At 73.9% G+C, this 22,555-nt stretch carries 13 protein-coding genes and 1 pseudogene; 5 read left to right on the plus strand and 9 right to left on the minus strand.

The genetic code is table 11. The annotated features are described in order from the left end of the window. Nucleotides 1-6: 6 nt before the first annotated feature. Nucleotides 7-1,656, minus strand: a complete 1,650-nt coding sequence (locus KBZ10_RS19200; RefSeq protein WP_210988892.1) for a recombinase family protein — start codon at nt 1,654-1,656, stop codon at nt 7-9. Nucleotides 1,657-1,740: 84 nt separating this feature from the next. Between KBZ10_RS19200 and KBZ10_RS19205 the strand changes: the two genes are divergently transcribed. Beyond that, on the plus strand, nt 1,741-2,577 hold the full coding sequence (locus tag KBZ10_RS19205) for an aldo/keto reductase (RefSeq protein WP_210988893.1): 837 nt from the start codon (nt 1,741-1,743) through the stop codon (nt 2,575-2,577). Nucleotides 2,578-2,837: 260 nt separating this feature from the next. Here the strand turns inward: KBZ10_RS19205 and thpR are convergent, their stop codons facing one another. The 5 genes from thpR to KBZ10_RS19230 all read right to left on the minus strand — a co-directional run bounded on the left by thpR (nt 2,838) and on the right by KBZ10_RS19230 (nt 8,618). Then, nucleotides 2,838-3,491, minus strand: coding sequence for an RNA 2',3'-cyclic phosphodiesterase (gene thpR / locus KBZ10_RS19210; RefSeq protein ID WP_210988894.1), 654 nt, complete (start codon nt 3,489-3,491; stop codon nt 2,838-2,840). A gap of 275 nt (nt 3,492-3,766) precedes the next feature. Further along, entirely contained in the window at nt 3,767-4,663 is an 897-nt protein-coding gene (locus KBZ10_RS19215; RefSeq protein ID WP_210988895.1) for a dihydrofolate reductase family protein, read from the minus strand. Nucleotides 4,664-4,799: 136 nt separating this feature from the next. Further along, a complete protein-coding gene (locus KBZ10_RS19220; RefSeq protein WP_210988896.1) occupies nt 4,800-6,215 on the minus strand; it encodes an MFS transporter in 1,416 nt (471 codons plus the stop codon). A 193-nt stretch (nt 6,216-6,408) separates the two neighbouring features. Beyond that, nucleotides 6,409-6,846 carry a MarR family winged helix-turn-helix transcriptional regulator gene (locus KBZ10_RS19225; RefSeq protein ID WP_210988897.1) on the minus strand — a complete coding sequence of 146 codons (438 nt, stop codon included), beginning with the start codon at nt 6,844-6,846 and terminating at the stop codon, nt 6,409-6,411. A 311-nt stretch (nt 6,847-7,157) separates the two neighbouring features. Continuing rightward, nucleotides 7,158-8,618 (minus strand): NCS2 family permease, encoded by a 1,461-nt coding sequence (locus KBZ10_RS19230; protein WP_210988898.1) that lies wholly within the window; start codon nt 8,616-8,618, stop codon nt 7,158-7,160. A 384-nt stretch (nt 8,619-9,002) separates the two neighbouring features. On the opposite strand from KBZ10_RS19230, the gene KBZ10_RS19235 reads away from it, so the two are divergent. The 3 genes and pseudogenes from KBZ10_RS19235 to KBZ10_RS19245 form a co-directional block, all read left to right on the plus strand. Next, nucleotides 9,003-9,332, plus strand: coding sequence for a DUF2530 domain-containing protein (locus tag KBZ10_RS19235; RefSeq protein ID WP_210988899.1), 330 nt, complete (start codon nt 9,003-9,005; stop codon nt 9,330-9,332). Nucleotides 9,333-10,149: 817 nt separating this feature from the next. Further along, nucleotides 10,150-12,462 carry an HAD-IC family P-type ATPase gene (locus tag KBZ10_RS19240; protein WP_374223372.1) on the plus strand — a complete coding sequence of 771 codons (2,313 nt, stop codon included), beginning with the start codon at nt 10,150-10,152 and terminating at the stop codon, nt 12,460-12,462. A 678-nt stretch (nt 12,463-13,140) separates the two neighbouring features. Further along, nucleotides 13,141-13,732: pseudogene (locus tag KBZ10_RS19245) on the plus strand (IS5 family transposase); the annotation flags it as partial. Nucleotides 13,733-13,990: 258 nt separating this feature from the next. Here KBZ10_RS19245 and KBZ10_RS19250 read toward each other — a convergent pair. The 3 genes from KBZ10_RS19250 to KBZ10_RS19260 all read right to left on the minus strand — a co-directional run bounded on the left by KBZ10_RS19250 (nt 13,991) and on the right by KBZ10_RS19260 (nt 19,913). Beyond that, the gene (locus KBZ10_RS19250; RefSeq protein ID WP_210988900.1) at nt 13,991-14,362 is read right to left on the minus strand and encodes a VOC family protein; all 372 of its coding nucleotides are present in this window, start codon (nt 14,360-14,362) and stop codon (nt 13,991-13,993) included. A 414-nt stretch (nt 14,363-14,776) separates the two neighbouring features. Beyond that, the gene (locus tag KBZ10_RS19255) at nt 14,777-18,199 is read right to left on the minus strand and encodes a sacsin N-terminal ATP-binding-like domain-containing protein (protein WP_210988953.1); all 3,423 of its coding nucleotides are present in this window, start codon (nt 18,197-18,199) and stop codon (nt 14,777-14,779) included. A 760-nt stretch (nt 18,200-18,959) separates the two neighbouring features. Continuing rightward, on the minus strand, nt 18,960-19,913 hold the full coding sequence (locus KBZ10_RS19260) for a DUF3027 domain-containing protein (RefSeq protein WP_210988901.1): 954 nt from the start codon (nt 19,911-19,913) through the stop codon (nt 18,960-18,962). An 830-nt stretch (nt 19,914-20,743) separates the two neighbouring features. On the opposite strand from KBZ10_RS19260, the gene KBZ10_RS19265 reads away from it, so the two are divergent. Next, nucleotides 20,744-22,549 carry a hypothetical protein gene (locus tag KBZ10_RS19265; RefSeq protein WP_210988902.1) on the plus strand — a complete coding sequence of 602 codons (1,806 nt, stop codon included), beginning with the start codon at nt 20,744-20,746 and terminating at the stop codon, nt 22,547-22,549. Nucleotides 22,550-22,555: the final 6 nt, after the last annotated feature.

Raw genomic sequence — 22,555 nt, forward strand, 5'->3', positions numbered from 1 at the left:
TGTCGGTCAGCCTTCGCTGTGGACCGCCGCCATGTTGCGCAGACGCTGCTTGAAGTCCATGGGGATCAGAACCTGAACCCTCCCGACTGGGTGTTGCCACATCCCGTCATGGCCATCGGGAGCCATGAGCTGCGCGGCGGTCATCCCGGGAATCGGCTCGGCATGGATGACGGCCTTGACCCCTGCGGCGCGTAGCTCCCTGCCCTTTTCGTGCTGGGTCGACAACGTGCTCCACCGTTCCCGGTAGGTCTCTCCTGTCGGGATCTCCTCCCAGGTGTCCGGGCGCGTGGGCTGCGCGATGAGCTGTTCACGTCGCGCGTCCAACCGCTTGTACGCCTCCCGGTACTCCTGCTTGCCCAGCTCACTGGAGTAGAGGCCCGCCTCGCGGTCCTCCCTCAGGTCCGAGAGAGCGCGGTTCACTTCCTCGATGTCGCGCGTGTAGTCCACGCCCGGCCGGAAGACCTTCCGGACGATCTCGACGTCCCCGGCAGCGAGGAGGAACGCTTTCCCCACGGCGTCCTCCAGCGTGTGCGCCGCGATGCCCTTGCTTCCGGTCGGACACGGCTTGTGCGTGGTACGGGAGGCGCAGCGGTAGTAGGGCCAGTTACGGCCAGGGGCGAGATACGCCGGCTCCCCACATGTGCAAAACGCGACCTGGAGCAAGGGCGACCCACCCTTGCGGTTGCCGTTCCGCTTGCTGGTGTTCTCGTCCAGCTTCTTGTTGGCCAGCTCCCACTCCTCGTGCGTGATCAGAGGCTCCGCGCGCTGGAGGGGCTGGCCGTCCGCGTCCCGGACGACCCGGCGTCGTGTCGTCTTCTCCCCGTCGACCATCACCTCCTCGGACACCTCCATCTGCCCCAGGATGCAGCGGGAACGTACGACCTTGGCCGTGTTCGCGGCGGTCCACCGGCTTCCCTTCGGGGTCTTGCCGTTACGGATCATCTGGGCGTCGAGTGACGTCGGGGTCTTCGACACGTCCTCGTTGAGCCACTGCGCGATGCTGTTCGCCGACTCACCCGCGATGAGACGGCGGACGATCTCACGGAGCGTCCCGGCCGTGTCGGTCCCGTAGTCGTCCGGGACGAGCTTCCATCCGTCGCCGGTCTCCTGTTTCTCCTCCCGGTAACCGTACGGAGTGCGGCCGCCGCGCCAGCGCCCCTCCTTCACCAGGTGGTTGTACGAGGACTTGGCCCGCGCCTTGATGGCTTCGAGCTCCCCTTCCGCGAAGGACGCGATCAGGCTGAGGAGGAGCTTCCCCATCTGCGTGTTGAGGTTGATCCCGTCCTCGACGGTGGCGACCTCCTTGCCGTTCTTCTCGCACCACTCCAGAAGGGCGTGCACGTGGAGCACGCGTCGCGAGAGACGGTCGATCTTCAGCGCGCAGATGACGTCGTACTCGTCGGCGCGCGACTCCTCCACCGCGATCCGGTGCTCGATCGCGCTGACCTCCTTCCCGATGGTCGAGGGAAGCCACCTGCCGAACTCCGGACGCTTCCACGGCTCTACCCCGCCGGACACGTCGATGTCCTCGACCCACCCCACGACGACGTGCCCCTCCTGATCGGCCCATCGCTGGATGGACCGACGCTGACGCTCCGGCGATGTGGTCTCGTCCGACACCCTCGACAGACGGATCACACCCAGAACTCTCGCCATGCTCGTTCCCCCTCTCCCCTGTGTCACGCTTCGCGCACAACGGGTGACGGTATGCGGTTCGGATCATGGCGTCAAAATTGATCTTTGAGCACCGTCAACGTCTACGGATGGGGCGAGAACAAGGGCCGCACCGAGGAGATCCTCGGCAGCTGGTTCGCCAAGGGCGGCGACCGCCGCGACAAGGTCGTCCTCGCCACCAAGGTCTACGGCAACATGGGCCTCGACGGCCCCGCCTGGCCGAACCACGACAAGCTCTCGGCCCTCAACATCCGCCGGGCCGTGGACGCCAGCCTCAAGCGGCTCGGCACCGACCACATCGACCTCTACCAGTTCCACCACATCGACCGGGACACCCCCTGGGACGAGATCTGGCAGGCGATGGACGTCCTCGTCCAGCAGGGCAAGATCCTCGCGGGCTGGAACATCGCCCAGGCCAACGAGACCGCCGCACGCCGCGGCCGCCCCGGGCTGGTCAGCGAGCAGTGCCTGTACAACCTCTGCGAGCGCCGCGCCGAGATGGAGGTCGTCCCGGCCGCGCAGGAGTACGGACTCGGGGTCATCGCCTGGTCACCGCTGCACGGCGGGCTGCTCGGCGGCGCGATCCGCAAGGAGCAGGAGGGCGGCAACCGCCGCGCCGCCTCCGGACGGGCCGCCGACGCGCTCAAGAACACACGGCAGCGAGAGCAGATCCAGCGGTACGAGGACCTGCTCGACAAGCACGGCCTGGAGCCGGGCGAAGTCGCGCTGGCCTGGCTGCTCACCCGCCCCGGCGTGACCGGCCCGATCGTCGGCCCGCGCACGGCGGACCAGCTGACCTCGGCGCTGCGGGCCTCCGAACTGACGCTCACGGACGAGGTGCTCACCGCACTGGACGAGATCTTCCCGGGCCCCGGCCCGTCGCCGGAGGCGTTCGCCTGGTGACGGGGGCGGCCCGGGGCCCGGGGACCAGCACCCGGCAGGGGCCGGCAGGCCGCTCGTGCCGGCTGCCGGAGCGGGAACGGGAACGGGCCGGGCCGGGCCGGGCCGACAGATGACGCCCGTGGCGGCCCGTGTTGCCGGGAACGGTACGTGGCGGCCGTGCCCGCTCAGCGCAGCACGGCCGCCACGGCGACGACGACGAGCATCAGCACCAGCGCGCCGCTGACGATCAGAGTCCTGGTCCTCGGGTCCATTCCCCGAGGTTAGCCCCGGTCCCGGTCCTGCCGGGCACCGGGGGCGGGCTCCGGTCGGCCCAGCGGCCAGAGGGCCACCGTCTCGTAGTGCGGCTGGGCGCCCGGCATCCCGGGGGCGGGCGGATGGCTGCGGATCAGCGCCAGCTCGGAGACCGTCCAAGGGGTACCGGCGAAGCCCGCCAGCGCCTCGACGTACGGACGCAGGTCCACGTCCCGATCGCTGCGCCGCTCCGGATCGCCGCCGCCACGGCGGGCACGGGCGTTGTTGCGCGCCAGCGTCAGATGCGGGGTGAAGCCCGGGTGCTCGTCCGGCATCGACAGGCCCGCCCGGCGGCCTGCGGCGACGGCCGTGGCGGCGAGCCGGGCCATCGCCCGGACGTCCCCGGTGGCCCCCGCCCACAGCGCCCGGTGTCCGAACCGGCCGCCACCGGCGAGGCTCAGTTCGTACGCGCTGTGCCGGTGCGCGGCGCGGGCGAGGCGCCGGTGCAGATCCGGCAGCGGTTTCTCGGCCACCTCCCCGAAGAAGGCGAGCGTGAAGTGCCAGCCGTGCCGCCGGGTCCAGCGCAACCGGTCGGCTCCGGGAAGCTCCCGGAGCGCGGCCACGGCCTCGGCGAGCTCACCGGCCACCGGCATCGGCGGGACCACAGCGGCGAAGAGTCTCATGGGACCAGTGTCGCCCGCGGAACCGAAGACCGGAGAAGCGGAGAAGCGGAGAAGCACGCAACTCCCGGAGAAGCCTGGGGAACCGGGGCAGCAGGGGAACCGGGGCAGCCCGGGGAACGGCGGAGGAGAGACCTGAAGACGGCGGTACGCCGCAGCCGCGGGCACAGCACGGCCCCCGGCACAGCACAGCACGGACTCCGGCCCGGCCCGCCCGTAGAGCACGGACTCCCGCCCGGCCCGGGCTCCGGCGGCTCCGGCCCGGTGGCTGCGCCGGCTCAGGGGTGCACGACCTCGTAGCGCAGCAGCACCCGGTCGCGGGGGCGCTGCTCCACCGCCAGGAGGCGCAGCGGCGTGGCCTCGGCGTCGGCGGCCAGGTCGGGGGCGGTGAACAGCGCGGGCGTCGTCGTGCCGCCAACGGCGATGGGCACCACCTCGACCTCGATCTCGTCGACCACGCCGGCCCTCAGCAGGGCCCCGTTCAGCCGGCCCCCTCCGGTGGAGACCACCGTCTCCACGCCCAGGACGTCCCGCAGCCGGGCCAGGGCCTCGGACAGGTCGGCGGTGCCGTCACCGGCCACCACCAGATACGGGATTCCCTCGGAACGGAGGAAGGACAGATAGGGCAGCGGGGTGGCGGCCGTCACCAGGACGAGCAGATGCCAGCCCTCCCAGTCGGGCCCCGGGAACTGCTTGTGGACCCAGCGGACCCGGCCGCGGCTGTCCGGCACGACCAGCCAGCCCGTGGCCGCCGCTTCGAGGGCCGGGGCCGGAAGGTGGTCCCGCCGCAGGACGTCCGCCGGCTCGGTGGCGGGGGGCAGCGGTTCGGGGCTGTGGTCGTCGGTGATGAAGGAGCCGCTGCCCTCAAGGATCGCCTGCGGGTGGTGGCGCTGCTTGACGTTGCGGTACCCGGAGCCCGCGTGGACCGGCCAGCGCTCGTCGGTCATCAGGAGGAGACCCGGTGACAGAGCGATCCTGCCGTCCACGGACCCGGAGTTGTGCGTGATGACACGGGGCCGGGCACCCACCGGAGCGGAGGCCGGAGCGGTCGTGCCGGCCGCCGTGCCGGCCGCCGGGGCGTCCGCTGCGGCGTCCGCTGCGGCGTCCGTCCCGGCGCGCGACCCCCGGCCCGTTCCGGCATGCGGTCTGTCGGCGTCCGTTCCCTGGCCGGTCATGGCCCTGCTCCTCGTGGAAGGCGTTCTGGTGGTCCCGTGCATGCTCGCAGGGGCCACTGACAACACCGCCCCCGGACCGGGGAAGCCCGGCTTCCGCGGCAAGGGCAGCCGCGGTCACCGGGCGGCCGCCCCGGGCTCACACCATCGCGGCCAGTTGCTTCTTCCGCGGGGCGCGTTCGACGAAGGCCACCCGGGGACGCCCCCGACGCAGGTCGATCTTGAGCCGGAGTCCGCCGATCCGGGCCAGCATCAGTCCGACGGCGAGCGCCGCTCCGGCGGAGATCACGCCGCCCGCGAGGAAACCGACGCGCGCCCCGTAGGCGTCGGTGATCCAGCCGACCAGCGGGGCTCCGAGGGGCGTACCGCCCATGAAGACCATCATGTACAGGCTCATCACCCGGCCCCGCATGGCCGGGTCGGCCGCCAGCTGCACGGTGGAGTTGGCGGTGACGTTGATCGTCATGCCGAGCATGCCGATCGGCACCAGCAGCAGCGCGAACAGCCAGAAGGCGGGCGCCGCGGCGGCGGTGATCTCCAGCAGTCCGAACAGCAGGCCGGCGCCGACCAGCAGCCGCAGCCGCGAGGTGCCGCGGCGGGCGGAGAGCAGGGCGCCGGCCAGCGATCCGGCGGCCATCAGGGTGTTGAGCAGGCCGTAGGTGCCCGCGTCGCCGTGGAAGACGTCGTCGACGAAGGCGGTCAGCCAGATCGGGAAGTTGAAGCCGAAGGTGCCGACGAAGCCGACGAGGACGATCGGCCAGAGCAGTTCCGGGCGCCCGGCGACATGGCGGAGCCCGTCCCGGAGCTGGCCCTTGCCGCGCGGGGTGGGCGCGACCTCGTGGAGTTCGTCCCGCCGCATCAGCAGCAGCGCGGCCATGGGCGCGAGGAACGACAGCCCGTTGGCCAGGAAGGCCCAGCCGCTGCCGACGGCGCTGATCAGCACACCGGCGACGGCGGGGCCGACGAGCCGGGCGGACTGGAAGTTGGCCGAGTTGAGGCTGACGGCGTTGCGAAGATCGCGCGGCCCGACCATCTCGGCCACGAAGGCCTGCCGGGCCGGGTTGTCGACGACGGTGGCCAGCCCGAGCAGCAGGGCCATGAGGTAGACGTGCCACACCTGGACGTGCCCGGTGAGGGTCAGGGCGGCGAGGGCCAGGCCGGTGAGGCCCATGGCGCTCTGGGTCACCAGCAGCAGCCGCCGTTTGGGGAGCCGGTCGGCGATCACGCCGCCGTAGAGGCCGAACAGCAGCATGGGCAGGAACTGCAGGGCGGTGGTGATGCCGACGGCCGCGGAGGAGCCGGTCAGGGTGAGGACCAGCCAGTCCTGGGCGATGCGCTGCATCCAGGTGCCGGTGTTCGAGATCATCTGGCCGCCGGCGAAGAGCCGGTAGTTGCGGATGCGCAGGGAGCTGAACATTCCTCGCCGTTCGGCGGTGCCGGCGGTGCCGGCGGTGCCAGGGGCGGGCCCGGCCGGAGCGGGGGAATCCGTGGTGGGATCGGGGTCGGGGTCGGGGTCGGGAACGGGTGCGGAGTGTGCTCCGGGTCCCGTGCTCAAACTGCGTCGCCTCCTCAGCGATCTTCGGCGTTCTGCGGGCGGTCCTCGGGCCCCCTCGACGGGGTTCTGCGGGCGGTCCTCGGGCCCTCCTCGGCGGGGTTGCCGCCCCCCGCGGGGGCTCAGCGCGCCTTGCGGCGGTCCGCGTCGAGCCTCCGGCGGTTCCGGGCGGCTCTCCGCGAGGTGGGGGCTCGTCCTAGGTCTCGGCGAGCTTCTCCAGGACGGGCGCGGCCGCGCGGAGTGTGGCCCATTCCTCGTCGGTCAGGCCCTCGCAGAGTTCGGCCAGCCAGGCGTTGCGCTTGCGGCGGCTCTCCTCCAGCATCGACTCGGCCCGTTCGGTGCGGGTGACCACCTTCTGGCGTCGGTCGTCCGGGTGGGGCTCCAGCCGGACGAGTCCCTTGGCTTCGAGCAGGGCCACGATGCGGGTCATCGACGGTGGCTGCACATGCTCCTTGCGGGCCAGCTCGCCGGGGGTGGCGCTGCCGCAGCGGGCGAGGGTGCCGAGAACGGACATCTCGGTGGGGCTGAGCGACTCGTCGACCCGCTGGTGCTTGAGTCTGCGCGAGAGGCGCATCACGGCGGAGCGGAGGGAGTTCACGGCGACCGCGTCGTCGCCGAGGGACAGATCCGACATGTTTGTTAGCGTAACTCATTACTCTAGCTAAATACAGCTCGGGTGACGAAGCCAACAGATACACCGCCGTACGGGTGACGCCGCCTGATCGCGGCTGCGGCGGCTGCCCGGTTGCGCCGGGGTGGCCGGGCAGACCGGGGTGGCCGGGCAGACCGGGGTGGCCGGGTCCGGCCTCCGCCGGGCCGTCACCCGGAACGCCGAAGCGCCCGGAACTCGTGGTTCCGGGCGCTGGTGAGGCCGGGTGCGCGACCGGCCGGCGGAGGATGGCGCCGGCCGGCGGAAGGGTGGGTCCGGCCCGGTCGGCCGGGGTGTCAGCCGATGCCGAGGGCCTGCTCGATCGGGCTGAGCAGGAAGTAGACGAGGAAGCAGAGGCCGACGACGGTGAGCAGCCACGGCACGGTGCGGAACCTGCCGGTGGCCGCCCGCAGCAGGATGAACGCCAGCACGCCGAGGCCGATCCCGTTGGTGATGCTGTAGGTGAACGGCATCGCGATCATCGTCAGGAAGGCGGGGGCCGCGATGGTGGGGTCGTCCCACTCGATGCCGCGGATGTTGGCCATCATGATCAGAAAGCCGACCACGACCAGCGCCGGGGTGGCCGCCTGGGACGGCACGATCAGCGCGAGCGGGGTGAAGACGAGGGCGAGCAGGAACAGGCCGCCGGTCACGATGTTGGCGAGCCCTGTGCGGGCCCCCTCGCCGACGCCCGCCGTGGACTCCACGAAGCAGGTGTTGGCCGAGGCGGAGCCGAAGCCGCCCGCCGCGACGGCCGCGCCGTCCACCATCAGGATCCGGCCCATGCCCGGGACCTGACCGTCCTCGCTGGTGAGCTTCGCCTCCTCGGAGACGCCGATGATCGTTCCCATCGCGTCGAAGAAGCCGGACAGCAGCACGGTGAAGACGAAGAGCGAGCCGGTGAGGATGCCCACCTCGGAGAAGCCGCCGAACAGACTCACCTGGCCGATCAGCCCGAAGTCCGGGGTGCTCACGATGGAGTCGGGCAGCTCGGGCGTGGTCAGGCCCCAGGCGCCCTCCGGAATGTCGGCGACCGCGTTGACGATCAGGGCGAGAACCGTCATCGCGGCGATGCTCAGCAGGATCGCACCCTTGGTGCGGCGGATGACCAGGATGAACGTCAGGGCGAGGCCGAGCACGAAGACCAGCACCGGCCAGCCCTCCAGCCGCCCCCCGACTCCGAGGCCGAGCGGCACGGTGGTGTGGGCGTCGTCCGGGTTGCGGGTGACGAAGCCGGCGTCCACCAGACCGATGAGAGTGATGAAGAGGCCGATGCCGATCGCGATCGCCCGGCGCAGACCGCTCGGGATCGCGTCCAGGACCCGCTGCCGCAGCCCGGAGGCGACGAGAATCATCAGCACGAGGCCCGCGAGGACCACCATGCCCATCGCGTCCGGCCAGCTCATCACGGGTGCGAGCTGGAGCGAGACCACCGCGTTGATGCCCAGGCCGGCGGCGAGGGCGATCGGGACGTTGCCGATGAGGCCCATCAGGATCGTGGTCAGGCCCGCGATCAGCGCGGTGGCGGTGACGAGCTGCCCGGCGTCCAGCTGATGACCGAACTTGTCCGTACCGGAGCCAAGGATGATCGGGTTCAGTACGACGATGTAGGCCATGGCGAAGAACGTCGCCAGACCGCCCCGGATCTCGCGGGAGACGCCGGTCCCGCGCTCGGAGAGCCGGAAGAAGCGGTCGAGCCCGTTCCGGGGGTGCGCGGGCGGCTGGTCGTCGACCGGGGTGGTGGCCGGGGAAGGCATGACAGGACCTCGGGGGAGGGACGGGGTCCGCGGCGGCATGGGATGGGCCGGCCGGACAGGACCGTTGGCGTGGGCGGGACAGTCGGAGAGGACGGAGGGGGCGAAGGCGACGGACGGGGCGGACGGGGCGGGCAGGGCGGAGCGCACGGCGGGACGCACGGACCCCGTCGACGGCCACCCCTCCGGAATTGGATGAAGCTACGAAAAAAACGAGTCAACTCCGGACCGATTCAGTATGAATACCTGAGCTTCGGATAGCCAATCTTCGCGCGTAGAACCCTCCGAGGGTCCACCCCGGGCCGCCGGCGCCGGCCGCATAGACTGACCGGCGCCGCCGCCGTCGGCAGGAACCAGGGAACCAGGGAAACCAGGAAACGGGGAGCGATGGGCAAGTGGACCCCCACCCGGGAGGCACCGGAGCCGCTGGAGGGGAACGTCGTCGGCGTCGTGACCGGCGGCACCGTCCTGTGGTTCGTGATGTTCCTGGTCCAGCTCCCCTTCTACGGCTGGTTCGAGGGCCGGGGACTGCTGTGGTGGCTCTGGACCTGCCTCGCCGGGGCCGGTCTCGGCCTCATCGGCATCCGCTACGTACGCCGCCGGGAAGCCGCCCTCCGGCGCGCGGCGGAGCAGCACCCCTCCGGCCCGGAAGGGGCCGGCCGCCCCGGACCGGCGGAAGCGGACACGGGCCCGGACACGGAGTCCGGCGCCGGCTGACCGGGCCCGGCCCGGCCCGCAACCGTACCGCCGCCCCCGGCCGCGTCGCCGCCGCGCGAGCCGGCCGCGGCCCCGCGAAGGTGCGGCAGCCGGTGGACCACGCCCCGCGCCCCGGGACCTCCCCCGATTCCGCCGCCCCGGCGGCGCGGAGGCCACTCGCCCCCGTACCGTCTTCCGCATGACGCATCGCTCCCCCACCGACATCGGAGAGCCGGAGCCGGGGAACGCCGCCCCGGCAGCCCCGGCAGCCCCGGCAGCCCCGGCAGCCCCGGCAGCCCCGGCAGCCCCGGCTCCGCCCGGCGGAACCGGCCCCGGGACCGCCACCGCCGCGGGCACGGGCACCGCCCCGACCGCCTCCGGGCCGGGAGCCGGGGCCACCACCGAAGCCGCCGCCGGGCCCCGGACCGCGACCGCGGTCACGACCCCGCCCGCGGTCACGACCCCGCCCGCGACCTCAGGCGGGGCGAACGGCTCCGGTACGCCGTCCTCCGAGCGGCCGCAGTCCTCTCGGCCGTCGCCGTCGCTGTCGCCGTCGCCGTCGCCGTCGCTGTCGCCGTCGCCTTCGCCATCGCGTTCGTCGTCGCCGTCCTCGGGAGCGGCCCCGGCACCGGGAGAAGCACCAGGAGGAGCACCGGGCGTTCCGGGGCCCGGCGGAGCAGGAGAAGCCCGGCCCGCAGCCGCAGCCGCAGCCGCAGCCCCAGCCACCGCCACGGCCACCGCCCCAGCCACCGCCACGGCCACCGCCACGGCCGCGGCCACCGCCGGAACCGTCACCGCCACCGGCCCCGCCCGGCTTCCCGGGCTGACCGCCGCCGAGGTGGCGGCGCGGATCGCGGCGGGCGAGGTCAACGACGTTCCCGTGCGGTCCTCGCGCTCGACCGCCGACATCGTCCGGGCCAACGTCTTCACCCGCTTCAACGCGATCATCGGCGTGCTGTTCCTGATCATCCTGATCGTCGGCCCGATCCAGGACGGCCTGTTCGGCTTCGTCATCATCGCCAACACCGCGATCGGCATCATCCAGGAGCTGCGCGCCAAGAAGACCCTGGACAACCTGGCCGTGATCAGCGAGGCCCGGCCGGTGGTCCGGCGCGACGGCCACTCCGCCGAGGTGCGGACGGGCGACATCGTCCTCGGCGATCTCGTCGAGATCGGTCCCGGCGACAAGTGCCCCGTCGACGGCGAGATCGCCGAGGCGGACGGGCTGGAGATCGACGAGTCGCTGCTCACCGGGGAGGCCGACCCCGTCCTCAAACGGCCCGGCGACCAGGTGATGTCGGGCAGCTTCGTCGTCGCGGGCACCGGCGCCTTCACCGCCACCAAGGTCGGCCGCGAAGCGTACGCCGCCCAACTGGCCGAAGAAGCCTCGCGGTTCACCCTCGTCCACTCCGAGCTGCGGAGCGGCATCAGCCAGATCCTCAAATACATCACGTACATGCTGATCCCGGCCGCGATCGGGCTCGTCGTCAGCCAGCTCTTCGTGCAGGACCACGACTGGCGCGAGGCGGTCCGCCGCATGGTCGGCGGCATCGTGCCGATGGTCCCCGAGGGACTGGTGCTGCTGACCTCGGTGGCCTTCGCGATCGGCGTGATCCGGCTGGGCCGCAAGCAGTGCCTGGTGCAGGAGCTGCCGGCGATCGAGGGACTGGCCCGGGTGGACGTCGTCTGCCTGGACAAGACCGGCACCCTCACCGAGGGCGGCATGGACGTCACCGGCATCCGCGTCCTGGACGGCACCGGCGAGGAGCGCGTCCGGCACATCCTCGGCACGCTGGGAGCCTGCGACCCGCGGCCCAACGCCAGCCTGCAGGCCGTGGTCCAGCACTGCCCGGCCCCCGGCGGCTGGCGGCACACCGAGACGCTGCCGTTCTCCTCCGCCCGCAAGTACTGCGGCGCGTCGCTCACGGACACCGGCGGCGCCACCGCCACCTGGCTGCTGGGCGCGCCGGACGTCCTGCTGCCCGCCGGCGACCCGGCACTCGCCTCGGTGGACGAGCTCAACGCGCAGGGGCTGCGCGTGCTGCTACTCGCCCGCACCGGGCAGCCGCTGCTCGACCCGGCGGCCGGCCGCGACGCGCACCCCGTCGCCCTGGTCGTCCTCGAACAGCGGCTGCGCCCCGACGCCGGGGACACCCTGCGCTACTTCGCGGAGCAGGACGTCGCCGCCAAGGTGATCTCCGGCGACAACGCCGTGTCGGTCGGCGCGGTCGCGGGCAAGCTGGGCCTCCCCGGCGCGGAGACCACCGTCGATGCCCGCCGGCTGCCGGAGGACCGGGAGGACATGGCGGAGGTCCTGGAGGGTGGCGCGGTCTTCGGGCGGGTGACGCCGCAGCAGAAGCGGGACATGGTGGGCGCTCTCCAGTCCCGCGGCCACACCGTGGCCATGACGGGCGACGGCGTGAACGACGTCCTCGCCCTGAAGGACGCCGACATCGGTGTCTCCATGGGCTCCGGTTCGGAGGCCACCCGGGCCGTCGCCCAGATCGTCCTGCTCAACAACAGCTTCGCCACCCTGCCGTCGGTCGTCGCCGAGGGGCGGCGGGTGATCGGCAACATCACGCGCGTCGCGACCCTCTTCCTGACGAAGACGGTCTACTCGGTGCTGCTGGCGATCCTGGTGGTCTCCTCCCAGGTGCCGTATCCGTTCCTGCCCCGGCATCTGACGCTGATCTCATCGCTCACCATCGGTATCCCGGCCTTCTTCCTGGCCCTCGCCCCCAACCGGGAGCGGGCACAGCCGCACTTCGTCCGGCGGGTGATGCGGTACGCCGTCCCGGCGGGCCTGATCGCGGGCACCGCGACCTTCACCTCGTATCTGCTCGCCCGGCACCACTACACGGGGCCGGAGGCGCTGGCCGCCGAGACGAGCGCGGCGACGCTGACGCTGTTCCTGATCGCGATGTCGGTGCTGGCCATCGTGGCCCGCCCGTACACGTGGTGGCGGATCGGGCTGGTGGCCACCATGGCGTCCGCCTTCCTGGTCGTCATCGTGACGCCGATGCTGCAGCACTTCTTCGCGCTGCGGCTGGTGGGGACGGTCATGCCGTGGACGGCGGTGGGCATCGCGGCGGCCGCGGCGGTGCTGATGGAGCTGAGCTGGCGCTGGGTCGGCAGGCGCTTCCCGGCCTGAGCGGTGAGCCCGGCGGGGCGGCCCGGGGTCCGGGGTCCGGGCGCTCCGGGTGTTCGGGGCGGCCAGGCACGGGTGTTCGGGGCGGCCAGCCGGCAACGTCAGCCCGTCCCGCTGTGCGGCGATCATGACTGAACTGCGGAAACTGGTGGAGACCGCCAGCCGCATCCAGTTCACCATCGGTGACCACGCGCTCGAAGCCGAGCCGGCGCGAGTCCGGTGGACAGGACCGGAGCGATGACCTGTTCACGGTCAAGGACTCGTTGTTCCGCTTGGCCGAGGGCATCGGCCGAGCGGTTCGCCGCCGCTCTGAACAACTCTCCCCCGCCGGGCCCGATCCGGGCTGGGCTGCCTGCGCGACATCATCGCCGAGCAGGGCCGGCCGCCCCTGATCTGGACCCGCGCCGACGGTTACCAGTTCTGCTCCGACACCACGCAGCTCCAGGCATACGAGGTCGCGGTCATCCGCGCCAAGCTCACCGAGATCCGCCGGTACATCACCGGCGTCGTCATCCCCCACGCAACCCTCCAGCCGAAAGGACGGTGGATCAAACACCTCAACACCCAGCTCAGCAGCGTCGAATCGACCCTCGATGCCATCGCCGACCACATCGACGCCCAACCGGTGGTCTGGACCGCGAAGCGGCCGGGACCACCCCGTTTCGAACCGGAGGGACCACGTTGCCGCGCAGACGCTGCTACCCCTCCGACACCTGGGACGACGAGTGGGCGGTGATCGAACCGCTGCTGCCCGTACCCGCCTGCGCCCCACCCACCGGCGGGCACCCGGAGAAACACCCGCGCCGCGAGATCGTTCGACGCGATCCGCATCGCCGTGGACACCGGCTGCACATGGCGAGCCCTACCGAAGGACTTCCCGCCCTGGCGGATGTGTTGCGGATTCATGGCCCGCTGGGCGGCCGCCGGCGTCGTCGGCCAGATTCGTGACCAGCTCCGCAAACGCATCCGCCGCGAGCTCGGCCGGTCACCCGGAGCGGTCGCGACCGTGATCGACTCCCAGTCCGTCAAGGCCACCGAGACCGTCGGCCGCGACTCCCGCGACTCCCGCGGCTATGACGGCGCGAAGAAGATCAACGGCCGCAAGCACCACCTCGTGGTCGACACCGAGGGCCTGCCGCTGTTCGTCATGGTCACCCCGGCCTACATGACCGACCGCGACGCGGCGAAGAAGGTCCTGTTCCGGCTGTGGCTGATGCACCCCGAGATCACGATCGCCTGGGCCGACTCCGGCTGTGCCGGACAGCTCGTGACCGGGCGAATCACCCGCCGGGCCTCCCGCAGGAGTGGACAACCGGCCTCCCGCGAAGCGCAACGGGACTGATCAACACGGCGTCGGCCCGGACCACCGCCACCCAGAATTCCCCGGATCGGCGGCCCTGGCCACCATCTCCCAGCACCACCGCGGACCCGTCAGCGGATCAGGCCGATCGCAACCCCAACCAAGCCCGCGAAACACTTCGTTCACATCCCGACCCGGGCGAATACGGCCTAGGACTTCCGAAAAAGGTTGTCAGGTAGCCGGACGCTCGTTGAACTGCAGCTTATGCCCGTCGGGTGCGTCCACGGTTGCATAGGTGCCCCACGGCTCGATCACAGGATCGGTGACCTCAGCTCCCCGCTGGCGCAGTTCCTCCACCGTGGCCGCAACATCCCCGGCGGCGAAGGTCAGATAGGCCCCCTCCCCGGGAGACTTGTCGAAAGCGGCAGCATCCGACAAGACGATCGATGTCTGCGCTCCTTCCGGCTTCACTTCCAGCCACCGGGCACCTTGGCCCATGTCGGCATCTGTCACGACCGTGAATCCCAGGACATCGCGATAGAACGCAAGGGCAACGTCCTGATCACTTACGTAGAGCACCGCAGAGGCAACGTTGGTAATCATGCGGGAGACGATAACGGGCACGTCCTCAAAGTCTGCGTTGGCGACCAGAAGCACACCCCGCAAACACCCGTCGCCACAGGCAACCGACAGCGTTCGATTTCTGGACTGGGCAAACATCGCGAGGACCTTGAGGAACAGGCTCTCGTGCCGCGCACCGTACCGGCGCCGCCCGGGTGGCCGTCCACCCCGTACCGGCGTCCGGCGCGGGCCGGACACCGGGCACGGCTCGGGCGGCGCGCGGTGGGCGAACTCGCCGAGCGCACGCACCGGGCGGGGACCGGCGGACCGCCGCTGGTCCCCGCCGCGCCCGGTCACCGCCGCCGCTCGGACGGCCCGGACTCCGCGGCGCCCGTGCTCCCGGCACCGGCACCGGCACCGGCACGGCACGGCACCGGCACCGGCACCGGCACCGGCTCAGTCGAACCAGCGGTCGCGGGCCAGTTCCTCCGTGCGGGAGAGGTCCTCCAGGAGGGCGGCGACCTCGAAGCGGCGGGGCCACTGGCCCGCCGCCCAGGCCAGGCCGGCGGCCACGCCCTCCACGGTCGCGGCGTGCACCACGCCGTCGGGGGTGCGGCGCCAGTCGACCTCCGCCCGCGGGGCGTCCGGGCCGCTCGCGCCGGCGCGGACGAACAGCTCCTCGTACTCGGTGTACGTGCCGGGAGTGCCGGGGCCCAGCAGGACGTGCACCGCCTCGGGGACCTCGCGGACCTCGCCCGCGTCCGGGTCCGCGACGGGGGCCGGGTACGCCTCGCTCAGCCGCCGTACCTGGAGCAGCTCCGCCAGGTCCGCCGCCCGCGCCGGGCTCACCGGAAGCAGCGGCCGGTCCCCGGCCAGGGGCAGCAGGTCGGGGGCGTCGGCGATCAGGGCGTCCGCGGCGTCCACGACCCGCACCTCTCCCGCCGGTCCGACGACCGCGCGGAGCTCGTCCGGCAGGGTCACCTGCTCGGGGTCGAGGGCGGCCAGCGCGTTGTACAGACCGTGCAACTGGCGTGGGCGGACGGGGCGTCCGGGGTCCGCCAGCCGGTTCAGCAGTTCGGCGGCGCCGCCGGGCTCGTCCAGGAGCGCGGCCGCGGAGGTCCGTACACCGAGGGCGCGCAGTACCTGCTCGTCCTCGAAGCCCGTCGCGTCGGCGGCCTCGTAGAGCCCGGCCAGCAGCGGGTCGCCGCCGGCCGCGCGCAGGCCGGCCGGGCGGCGGCCGTCGAGCACCGGGTGCCCGCGCAGCCACCAGGCGGTGTAGGGGCGGACGGTTTCCGTGGTGCCGTCCGGGAGCAGGACGCGCACCGGCTGGGTCAGGGCGTCGCGCAGCGGCGGCCGGGCGAGCATCGCGAGGGCCCGGGGCCAGGCGTCGTCGTCGACGAGGTCCAGGTCGCGGACGGCCGTGATCTCGGTGGCGACGGGTGGCACGGGGCTGTCGGGGAGCCGGTCGAGGATGTCCTCGCACCAGACGTCGACGGAGTCGAGGAGTCCGGTGTCGTCGGGCTCGGCGTAGTCGCTGTCGCGCGGTTCGAACTCATCCGGGTCGAGGACGACGTCGGTGGCGCGGACGAGGGCGAAGGTGGACTGCACGCCGACCGCCGCGAGGGTCTCGGGGCCCCAGCGCCCTGCGAGGCCGGCCTCGCAGGCGGCGAGTTCGCCCTCGCGGATGACCTGCTCGAAGTCGCTTCCCGGGAAGACCAGTTCGCCGGCCGGGGCGAGTTCGCCGTCCTCGTCGGGAAGGGCGAGGGCGCCGAGCCAGGGCTCGTCGTCGGGGGCGAGGCCCGCGTCGCGGACGAGACCGAGCACGGCCTCCGCCAGTTCCTCGGCGTCGAGGGCGTCCTCGTCCCAGATGTCCTCGCTGTCGAGGGACGCGGCGACGGCCGCCCGCACCTGAGGTGTCGTCAGGACGGCGCGGGGCGAGGCGGGGAGGGCGCCCAGCTTCTCCAGCAGCGGGTGGACGGCGTCGGGGTGGGCGACCTTGAGGCCGAGACGGGCGAGGGTGGCGGCGCCGGGGGCGGCGGCCTCGTCCGGCTGCTCCCCGGCGGTGGGGGTCGCGGTGGCGCCGTCCTCGACGGCCCTGCCCGCTCCTGTCCCGTCCGCGCCGGTCCGCGCCGGGCGGTGCTCCTCGCCCGGTAGGGGCAGCAGGACCTGGCGCGGGCCGATGGTGGTCCGGCCGTCGGCGAGCGGGACCGGGAGGCCGCTGAGCCGCTCCGGGTCCGTGCCGGCCAGGCTGTCGTAGAGCCGCCGCCACCAGGTCGGAGGGCGCTCCACGCCCGCGAGCCGGTCGACGGCCTCGCCGAGCGGCACCCGCACCACGCCCAGGCCGCGCAGCTCGGGGCGGCGCTCCAGGCCGGCGGGCAGCAGACCCGGGAACAGCTCGGCGAGCACCTTGACGGTCTCGGCCCCGGCGCCCTCGACGATCTCGGCGTCGACGGGGCGCAGCCGCACGGGGCGCGGGCCGCCGGTCGCGGCGGCATCGGGCGCGGCGGCGCCGGCTCCCCCGCCCGCGCCCGTCCCGGGGCCCGGGCCCGGGGCGGCCTCGCGGCCGTCGAGGCCGGGGAACGCCTCCAACTCCCGGTCCGCCGCCGCTTCTTCGTCCCCCTCGGGTGCCGTGCCCGCGCCCGCCAGGAACGGCACCCTCGGCAGCAGCCGCAGCACCTCGGCGCGCAGCCGCCCGTCGAGCCCGCCCTTGCCGAGCGGGCCGGGCACCAGGTCGATCGTCCCCGTGGAGAGCGGCTGCCAGTCGCGGAGCAGCGCCGCGTACGTCTCCGCGGCGCGGGCCGTCAGGAAGTCGGCGAGCGGGCCGGGCGCGGTGTGCCGGCGGGTGGGCTCCAGCGGGAAGGAGCCGATGAGCAGCGCGGGCAGGCCGAGGGGTTCCTCGGTGGGGGTCGGCGCGTGCACCACGGCGGCCGTGGCGGGGCGGGCGGGGGCGCCCTCGGCGTCGACGGGGACGGCCCAGGTGACCGACCAGACGGGCCGCAGCCGCTCCTCCACGGGGCGGTCGGCGAGCAGCCCGGGCTCCAGCCGGCCGCCGGAGGCGGCGGTGCGCCAGCGGGTGGTGCCGCGCGCACTGTCCTCGACGACGGTGTACGGGCCGTCCTGGCGGCGCGTCAGCGTCCGTACGTCCTCCTCCGGGATCTCGATGACGATCTCGTCGAGGCCCGGGAGTGTCAGCAGCAGCGCGTCGTCCACGGCGGCGAGGAGGCGCTCCGCGAGGTCCTCGGCCGCCCCGTCGCGCAGGGGCAGCACGACGGCCGTGTCGTAGCCGAGCGGCGCGGAGCCCTCGGCGGGCAGCGGCAGACGCAGCAGCGGGACGTGACCGTCGCGCCGGCGCAGCTCGTCGGCCAGGCCGGGACTCGCGCCGGCCGCCTCGGCCGTCAGGTCGCGCGCCTCGGCGAGGGACCACCGCACGCTTCCGCTGCGGCTGATCACGGCGGGCTCGTCACTCACGGCCAGGACGGCGGCGAAGCCGACGCCGAACCGGCCGACGGACGGGGTGCCCTCGCCCTCCTGCCACGCGTCGCGCTTGGCGGAGGCGCGCAGGGTGGCCAGCGACTCGACACCGGCGGCGTCGAGCGGCGCCCCGGTGTTGGCGGCGGCCAGAACGGCGGGGCTGTCCCCCTCGGCCGCGTGCAGGGTGAGACGGAGACGGCCGGGGACGCCGGTGCGGGCGGCCGCGTCGGCCGCGTTCTGGGCGAGTTCGACGACGAGGCGGTCGCGGTAGCCGCCCAGCGCCAGGTCCTCCTCGGCGTTGGCGTCCTCCCGGAACCGCGCGGGCGAGGCGGCCCACGCGTCCAGCACACCGCGCCGCAGCCGCGCCGTGCCGTACGGGTCCTGCCCGCCGGTCGCTGCTCGCACCATCGCCGTGCCGCTCACCTGTCGCTCCTTCTCCCCGGCGCCGTCGCACATCCGCGCACCCGTGCGTTCCGTCCATCAGTGGTCCGCGCGCGTCTGCGTCCGTGCGTCCGTGCATCCGTGCAGTGGCTGCCAGCGCTGAACGTACCGCCTCAGGTCTGCCGGCGGCTCCGCAGCCCCCTCCCGCGGCACGGGCGGCGAGCCGGCATGGACGGACGGGGGCGGCGGACGAGGACGAGGACGGGGACGGGGACGGGCGGCAGGAAGCGGGCGAACTGCGGGGCACGGACGGACGGCGCGGGGCGGCACGACGGACCGGGCAGGAGCAGGGCTCCGGGACGCATACGGAAACGACCCGGTGCAGGCCCGGGGGCGGGGCCGGGCCCGCAGCGAAACCACCGCCAGGCGCCTCCCGGGGTGCGTCCCCGGACAGGACAAGCCGGGTGGGACCCGGGACCCGGCGGGGCGGAGCAGGGCCGGGCGCGGCCGGGCGAGGCGCGCCCGGGCGGGGCGAGGCAGGAGCAGTGGGGAAACGGACGGGCGGGACCGGACCGGGCTGCACCCGGGCCGGAGCAGGACCCGGCCGGGACCGGGCCGGGACCGGAACCAGGCGGAGGCCGAACCGGAACCAGGCGGAGGCCGGGCCGGGACCGGACCGGGGCCAGGCGGAGGCCGGGCCGGGACCGGACCGGGGCCAGGCGGAGGCCGGGCCGGGACCGGACCGGGGCCAGGCGGAGGCCGGGCCGGGACCGGGCTTCTTCCTCCGTCAGGAGCCGCCGGGCTCCTCGGGGGCCGCGTCCTCCGCCGCCGCGTCCGCGTCCTCGACCCCGTCCTCGACCGAGCCGTCCGGCCGGCCGGGCCGCAGCGGCATCGGGTCCACCTTGGTCTCGTCGACCACGGGCGGCGCCGGACGGGGCGGCTTGGGCATGACGGCCGCCTCGGAGTGGCCCCCGCACCCGTAGGTCAAGGAGACGACGTGGCCGTCCGCCGGGCTGAACTCGTTGGCGCACACACCGAAGGCCTGCCGGAGCGAGCCGGTCAGCGGTACCAGGAAACCGCAGGTCATGCAGGCGGCCGGAGCCGCCTGGGCCATGGCGGTCTTCGCTCCGAACGACTCGTCCCAGCGGTCGGCGGCGGTGTGCAGCCCGTAGCGGGAGAGCACCCGGGCGCGGCCCATGCCGAGCTCCGTGGCGACGGCCGCGATGGTGCCGGACGCACGGGCCGGGGAGGGCTGGGCGGCCGGCGGGCCGGCGCTGACGTCCGCGTCCTCGGCCGCGACGCGCTCCTCCATCTCCTCGGAGAGGGGGGAGTCGGGCGGCGGCGCGTCCTCGCCGGTGTAGCCGGGTTCCAGGCGGAGGTCGTCGGCCTCGGTCGGCAACAGATCGCCGGGGCCCAGGTCGCCCGGGCGGAGCCGGTCGCTCCAGGGCACCCACTCGGGTGCCAGCAGGGCGTCGTCGCCGGGGAGGAGGACCGTCTCGTCCAGCGTGACCCTCTTGGCGCGTGCGGCGCGGGCGACGGTGACCGCCCAGCGCCAGCCGCGGTACGCCGGCTCCAGGCAGGCGAAGGAGTGGGTCACGACCCGGTCGCCGTCCGCGACCGCTCCCAGGTGCTCGCCGACGGCCGCCTCACCCGCGGCCGCCACCGCCTCGGCGCGGGCCAGGTCGACCGCCTCGGCGCACAGACGGTCCGGGGTACGGCTTCGCATCGTCGCAGCACTCACAATGAATCGATTCTCTCCTACGCCGTCTCACGGGTGCGCCGACCGACCGTGCCGAAACGGCGGGCTGGGGGGAGGCGCGGGCGGAGCGGACCGTGGGGCCGCGTCGACGTCCGCACCCGACCGGACCCGGGCGGGCCTCCTGCGACCCATTCTGCGGGATCGTGGACAGGCACGCGGCCGGGAACGACAGCCGGTGGCGCATTGTGTGCACGCTACCCCCATGACGGGTGCGCGGCCCACCCTGCCCTCGTCTTCGGCCCGGCCCGGCCCGTCACCGCCGACCGGTCACCCGGTTCGCCGCCCGGTCCGCCCCGCGGTCCCCGCCCCGGCTTTCACTCCGGCCCGCCCCGCGGTCCGTGCCCCGGTTCTCACCCCGGCCCGCCCTGCGGTCCCCGCCCGGCCGCCGCCCGGTTCCCGCCCGGTTCCCTCCCTCGGCCGGGCCGCCGGGCGGGTCGGTTCTCTCCTCCCTCTCCGGCCCCGGGCGGAGCGAGGGCGGTGTTCGCCCCCCGCGCCGGGCGGCGCGCCCGTTTCCGTGCCGCTTCCGGGCGCGGTACCGGCCGTACGAGCGTCTCCTCCGACCGGGTCGGCGCTTCCCGCCTCTTCCCGGTCGGCCCGCTGCTCCCCGGCACGGCCCGGCACGGCCCGGCACGGCCCGGCACGTCCTCGCCCGGCGCTTGCCTCTCGCCCCTCGGCCGTCCGGTGACAGAGCCGGGACGCGTCGAACGAAAAGGCCATGCGGTGACGGAGTTGGGGCAGGATGGCTGAGTGGCAACCGACCGGCCCTGCGATGCGACGGGCCCGCTCCCCAGCCGAGCGGGCCGGAGGCCGCCATGTCCCGGCTGAGCGGCCTGGTGTCGGGACTCGGGCGTTTCGGCCGCGCGCTGCGCTTCCCGTTCGCCGCGAGCGGCCGGCACATCCGGCGTGCGACGCACGCGCAGGGCGCCGGTGAGTCCGGTCTCGGCAAGCTGATCGAGCTGCACGCCGTCAACTCGGCCGGCGACATGCTGATCACCATCGCGCTCGCCTCCACCGTCTTCTTCTCCGTGCCGACGGATGAGGCCCGCGGCCGGGTGGCGCTGTACCTGGCGATCACCATGGCGCCGTTCACGCTGCTCGCCCCGGTCATCGGCCCGATCCTGGACCGGCTGCCGCACGGGCGGCGCGCGGCCATGGCGGCCGCCATGCTGTTCCGGGCGCTGCTGGCCCTGGCTCTGTCGGGCGCGGTGGCCACGGGCGGTCTGGAGCTGTACCCGGCGGCGCTCGGTGTGCTGGTGGCCTCGAAGGCGTACGGGGTGGTGCGATCGGCTGTCGTACCGCGGCTGCTGCCGCCGCAGATCTCCCTGGTGAAGGCGAACTCCCGGGTGACGCTCGCCGGTCTGCTCGCCACGGGCGTCGCGGCGCCCGTGGGGGCGGGACTGCAGGCGATCGGGCTCGCCTGGCCGCTCTACGGGGCGTTCGTGGTCTTCGTCGTCGGCACCTTCCTGTCCTTCTCGCTGCCGCCCAAGGTGGACTCCGCGAAGGGCGAGACGGCGGCCCAGTTCTTCGAGTACGGAAGCCCGCACGACTGGGCGACCGGTGCGCCGGCCGGGCCGACGGCCGCGGCGGGCCCGGCTTCCGCTGCCGCTCCGGCTCCATCTCCGTCTCCGGCTTCCGACGCGGCGGGTACGGAGGCCGGGAGACCGGTGGCCGCCGCGGAGGCAGGGGCGACGGGAGCCGCGGGGGCGGCGGTTGGAGCAGGCGCGCAGCCCGCGAGCGTCCGTCCGGCGGGCCTGCGCTCCCGGCCCGACGGCGGGTACGGCACCGGGTCCGGCACGGACGGCGGGTACGGCACCGCGGGCCACCACGGCACCGGGGGGACGGGCGACGGCCCCAACTCCGCGCCGGACGCGGGCACGGGTGAGGGCGCGGGCACGGTCGCGGGTGGAGGCGCGGGCGCGGGCGCGAGTGGAGGCACCGGCGCGGGCACCGGCTCCGCCGCCGTCCCGGCGTCCGGCGGCGCCCCGGCCCCCGGCGCCGCCCCCGCCGATCGGGCGAAGCGGCCCGGGCTGCGCTCCGTCGGCCCGTCCGTCCTGCACGGCCTCCAGGCCAACACCGCGCTCCGCGCGCTCTCCGGTTTCCTGATCTTCTTCCTGGCGTTCCTGCTGCGCGAGGAACCGCTGGACGGGCAGAGCGCCGCCGTCTCCCTCGGCATCGTCGGTGTCGCCGCCGGAACCGGCAACGCCCTCGGCACCGCCCTCGGCGCCTGGCTGAGGGACCGGGGACCCGAGGTCATCATCGCCACGGTGCTGGCGCTGTCCCTCGCGGTCACGATCATGGCCGCGGTGCTGTTCAGCGCCGCTGCTCTCGCCCTGGTCGCGGCGGTGGCCGGATTGGCGCAGGCGCTGGCCAAGCTCTCCCTCGACGCGATGATCCAGCGGGACGTCCCCGAGCAGGGGCGGACCTCCGCCTTCGCCCGGTCGGAGACGCTGCTCCAGATGTCCTGGGTGGTGGGCGGCGCGATCGGCATCGCCCTGCCCCTCCACGGCGTCCTCGGCATGGCGGTGGGGGCGGCCCTGGTGGCGCTCGGCACGGCCGCGACCGTACGGGGGCTGCTGACGGCCGCGCGGCGTGGCACGCCGCACCCCCGCGTGGCGTGAGCAGGG

It is taken from the genome of Streptomyces sp. F63, assembly GCF_018070345.1.
Lineage (GTDB): Bacteria > Actinomycetota > Actinomycetes > Streptomycetales > Streptomycetaceae > Streptomyces.

Excerpts from the sequence above, each read along its gene's own strand:
- KBZ10_RS19200 (WP_210988892.1), bottom strand. The coding sequence starts at position 1,656 with ATGGCGAGAGTTCTGGGTGTGATCCGTCTGTCGAGGGTGTCGGACGAG.
- thpR (WP_210988894.1), bottom strand. The coding sequence starts at position 3,491 with ATGAGACTCTTCGCCGCTGTGGTCCCGCCGATGCCGGTGGCCGGTGAG.
- KBZ10_RS19215 (WP_210988895.1), bottom strand. The coding sequence starts at position 4,663 with ATGACCGGCCAGGGAACGGACGCCGACAGACCGCATGCCGGAACGGGC.
- KBZ10_RS19225 (WP_210988897.1), bottom strand. The coding sequence starts at position 6,846 with ATGTCGGATCTGTCCCTCGGCGACGACGCGGTCGCCGTGAACTCCCTC.
- KBZ10_RS19230 (WP_210988898.1), bottom strand. The coding sequence starts at position 8,618 with ATGCCTTCCCCGGCCACCACCCCGGTCGACGACCAGCCGCCCGCGCAC.
- KBZ10_RS19235 (WP_210988899.1), top strand. The coding sequence starts at position 9,003 with ATGGGCAAGTGGACCCCCACCCGGGAGGCACCGGAGCCGCTGGAGGGG.
- KBZ10_RS19250 (WP_210988900.1), bottom strand. The coding sequence starts at position 14,362 with ATGATTACCAACGTTGCCTCTGCGGTGCTCTACGTAAGTGATCAGGAC.
- KBZ10_RS19255 (WP_210988953.1), bottom strand. The coding sequence starts at position 18,199 with ATGGTGCGAGCAGCGACCGGCGGGCAGGACCCGTACGGCACGGCGCGG.
- KBZ10_RS19265 (WP_210988902.1), top strand. The coding sequence starts at position 20,744 with ATGTCCCGGCTGAGCGGCCTGGTGTCGGGACTCGGGCGTTTCGGCCGC.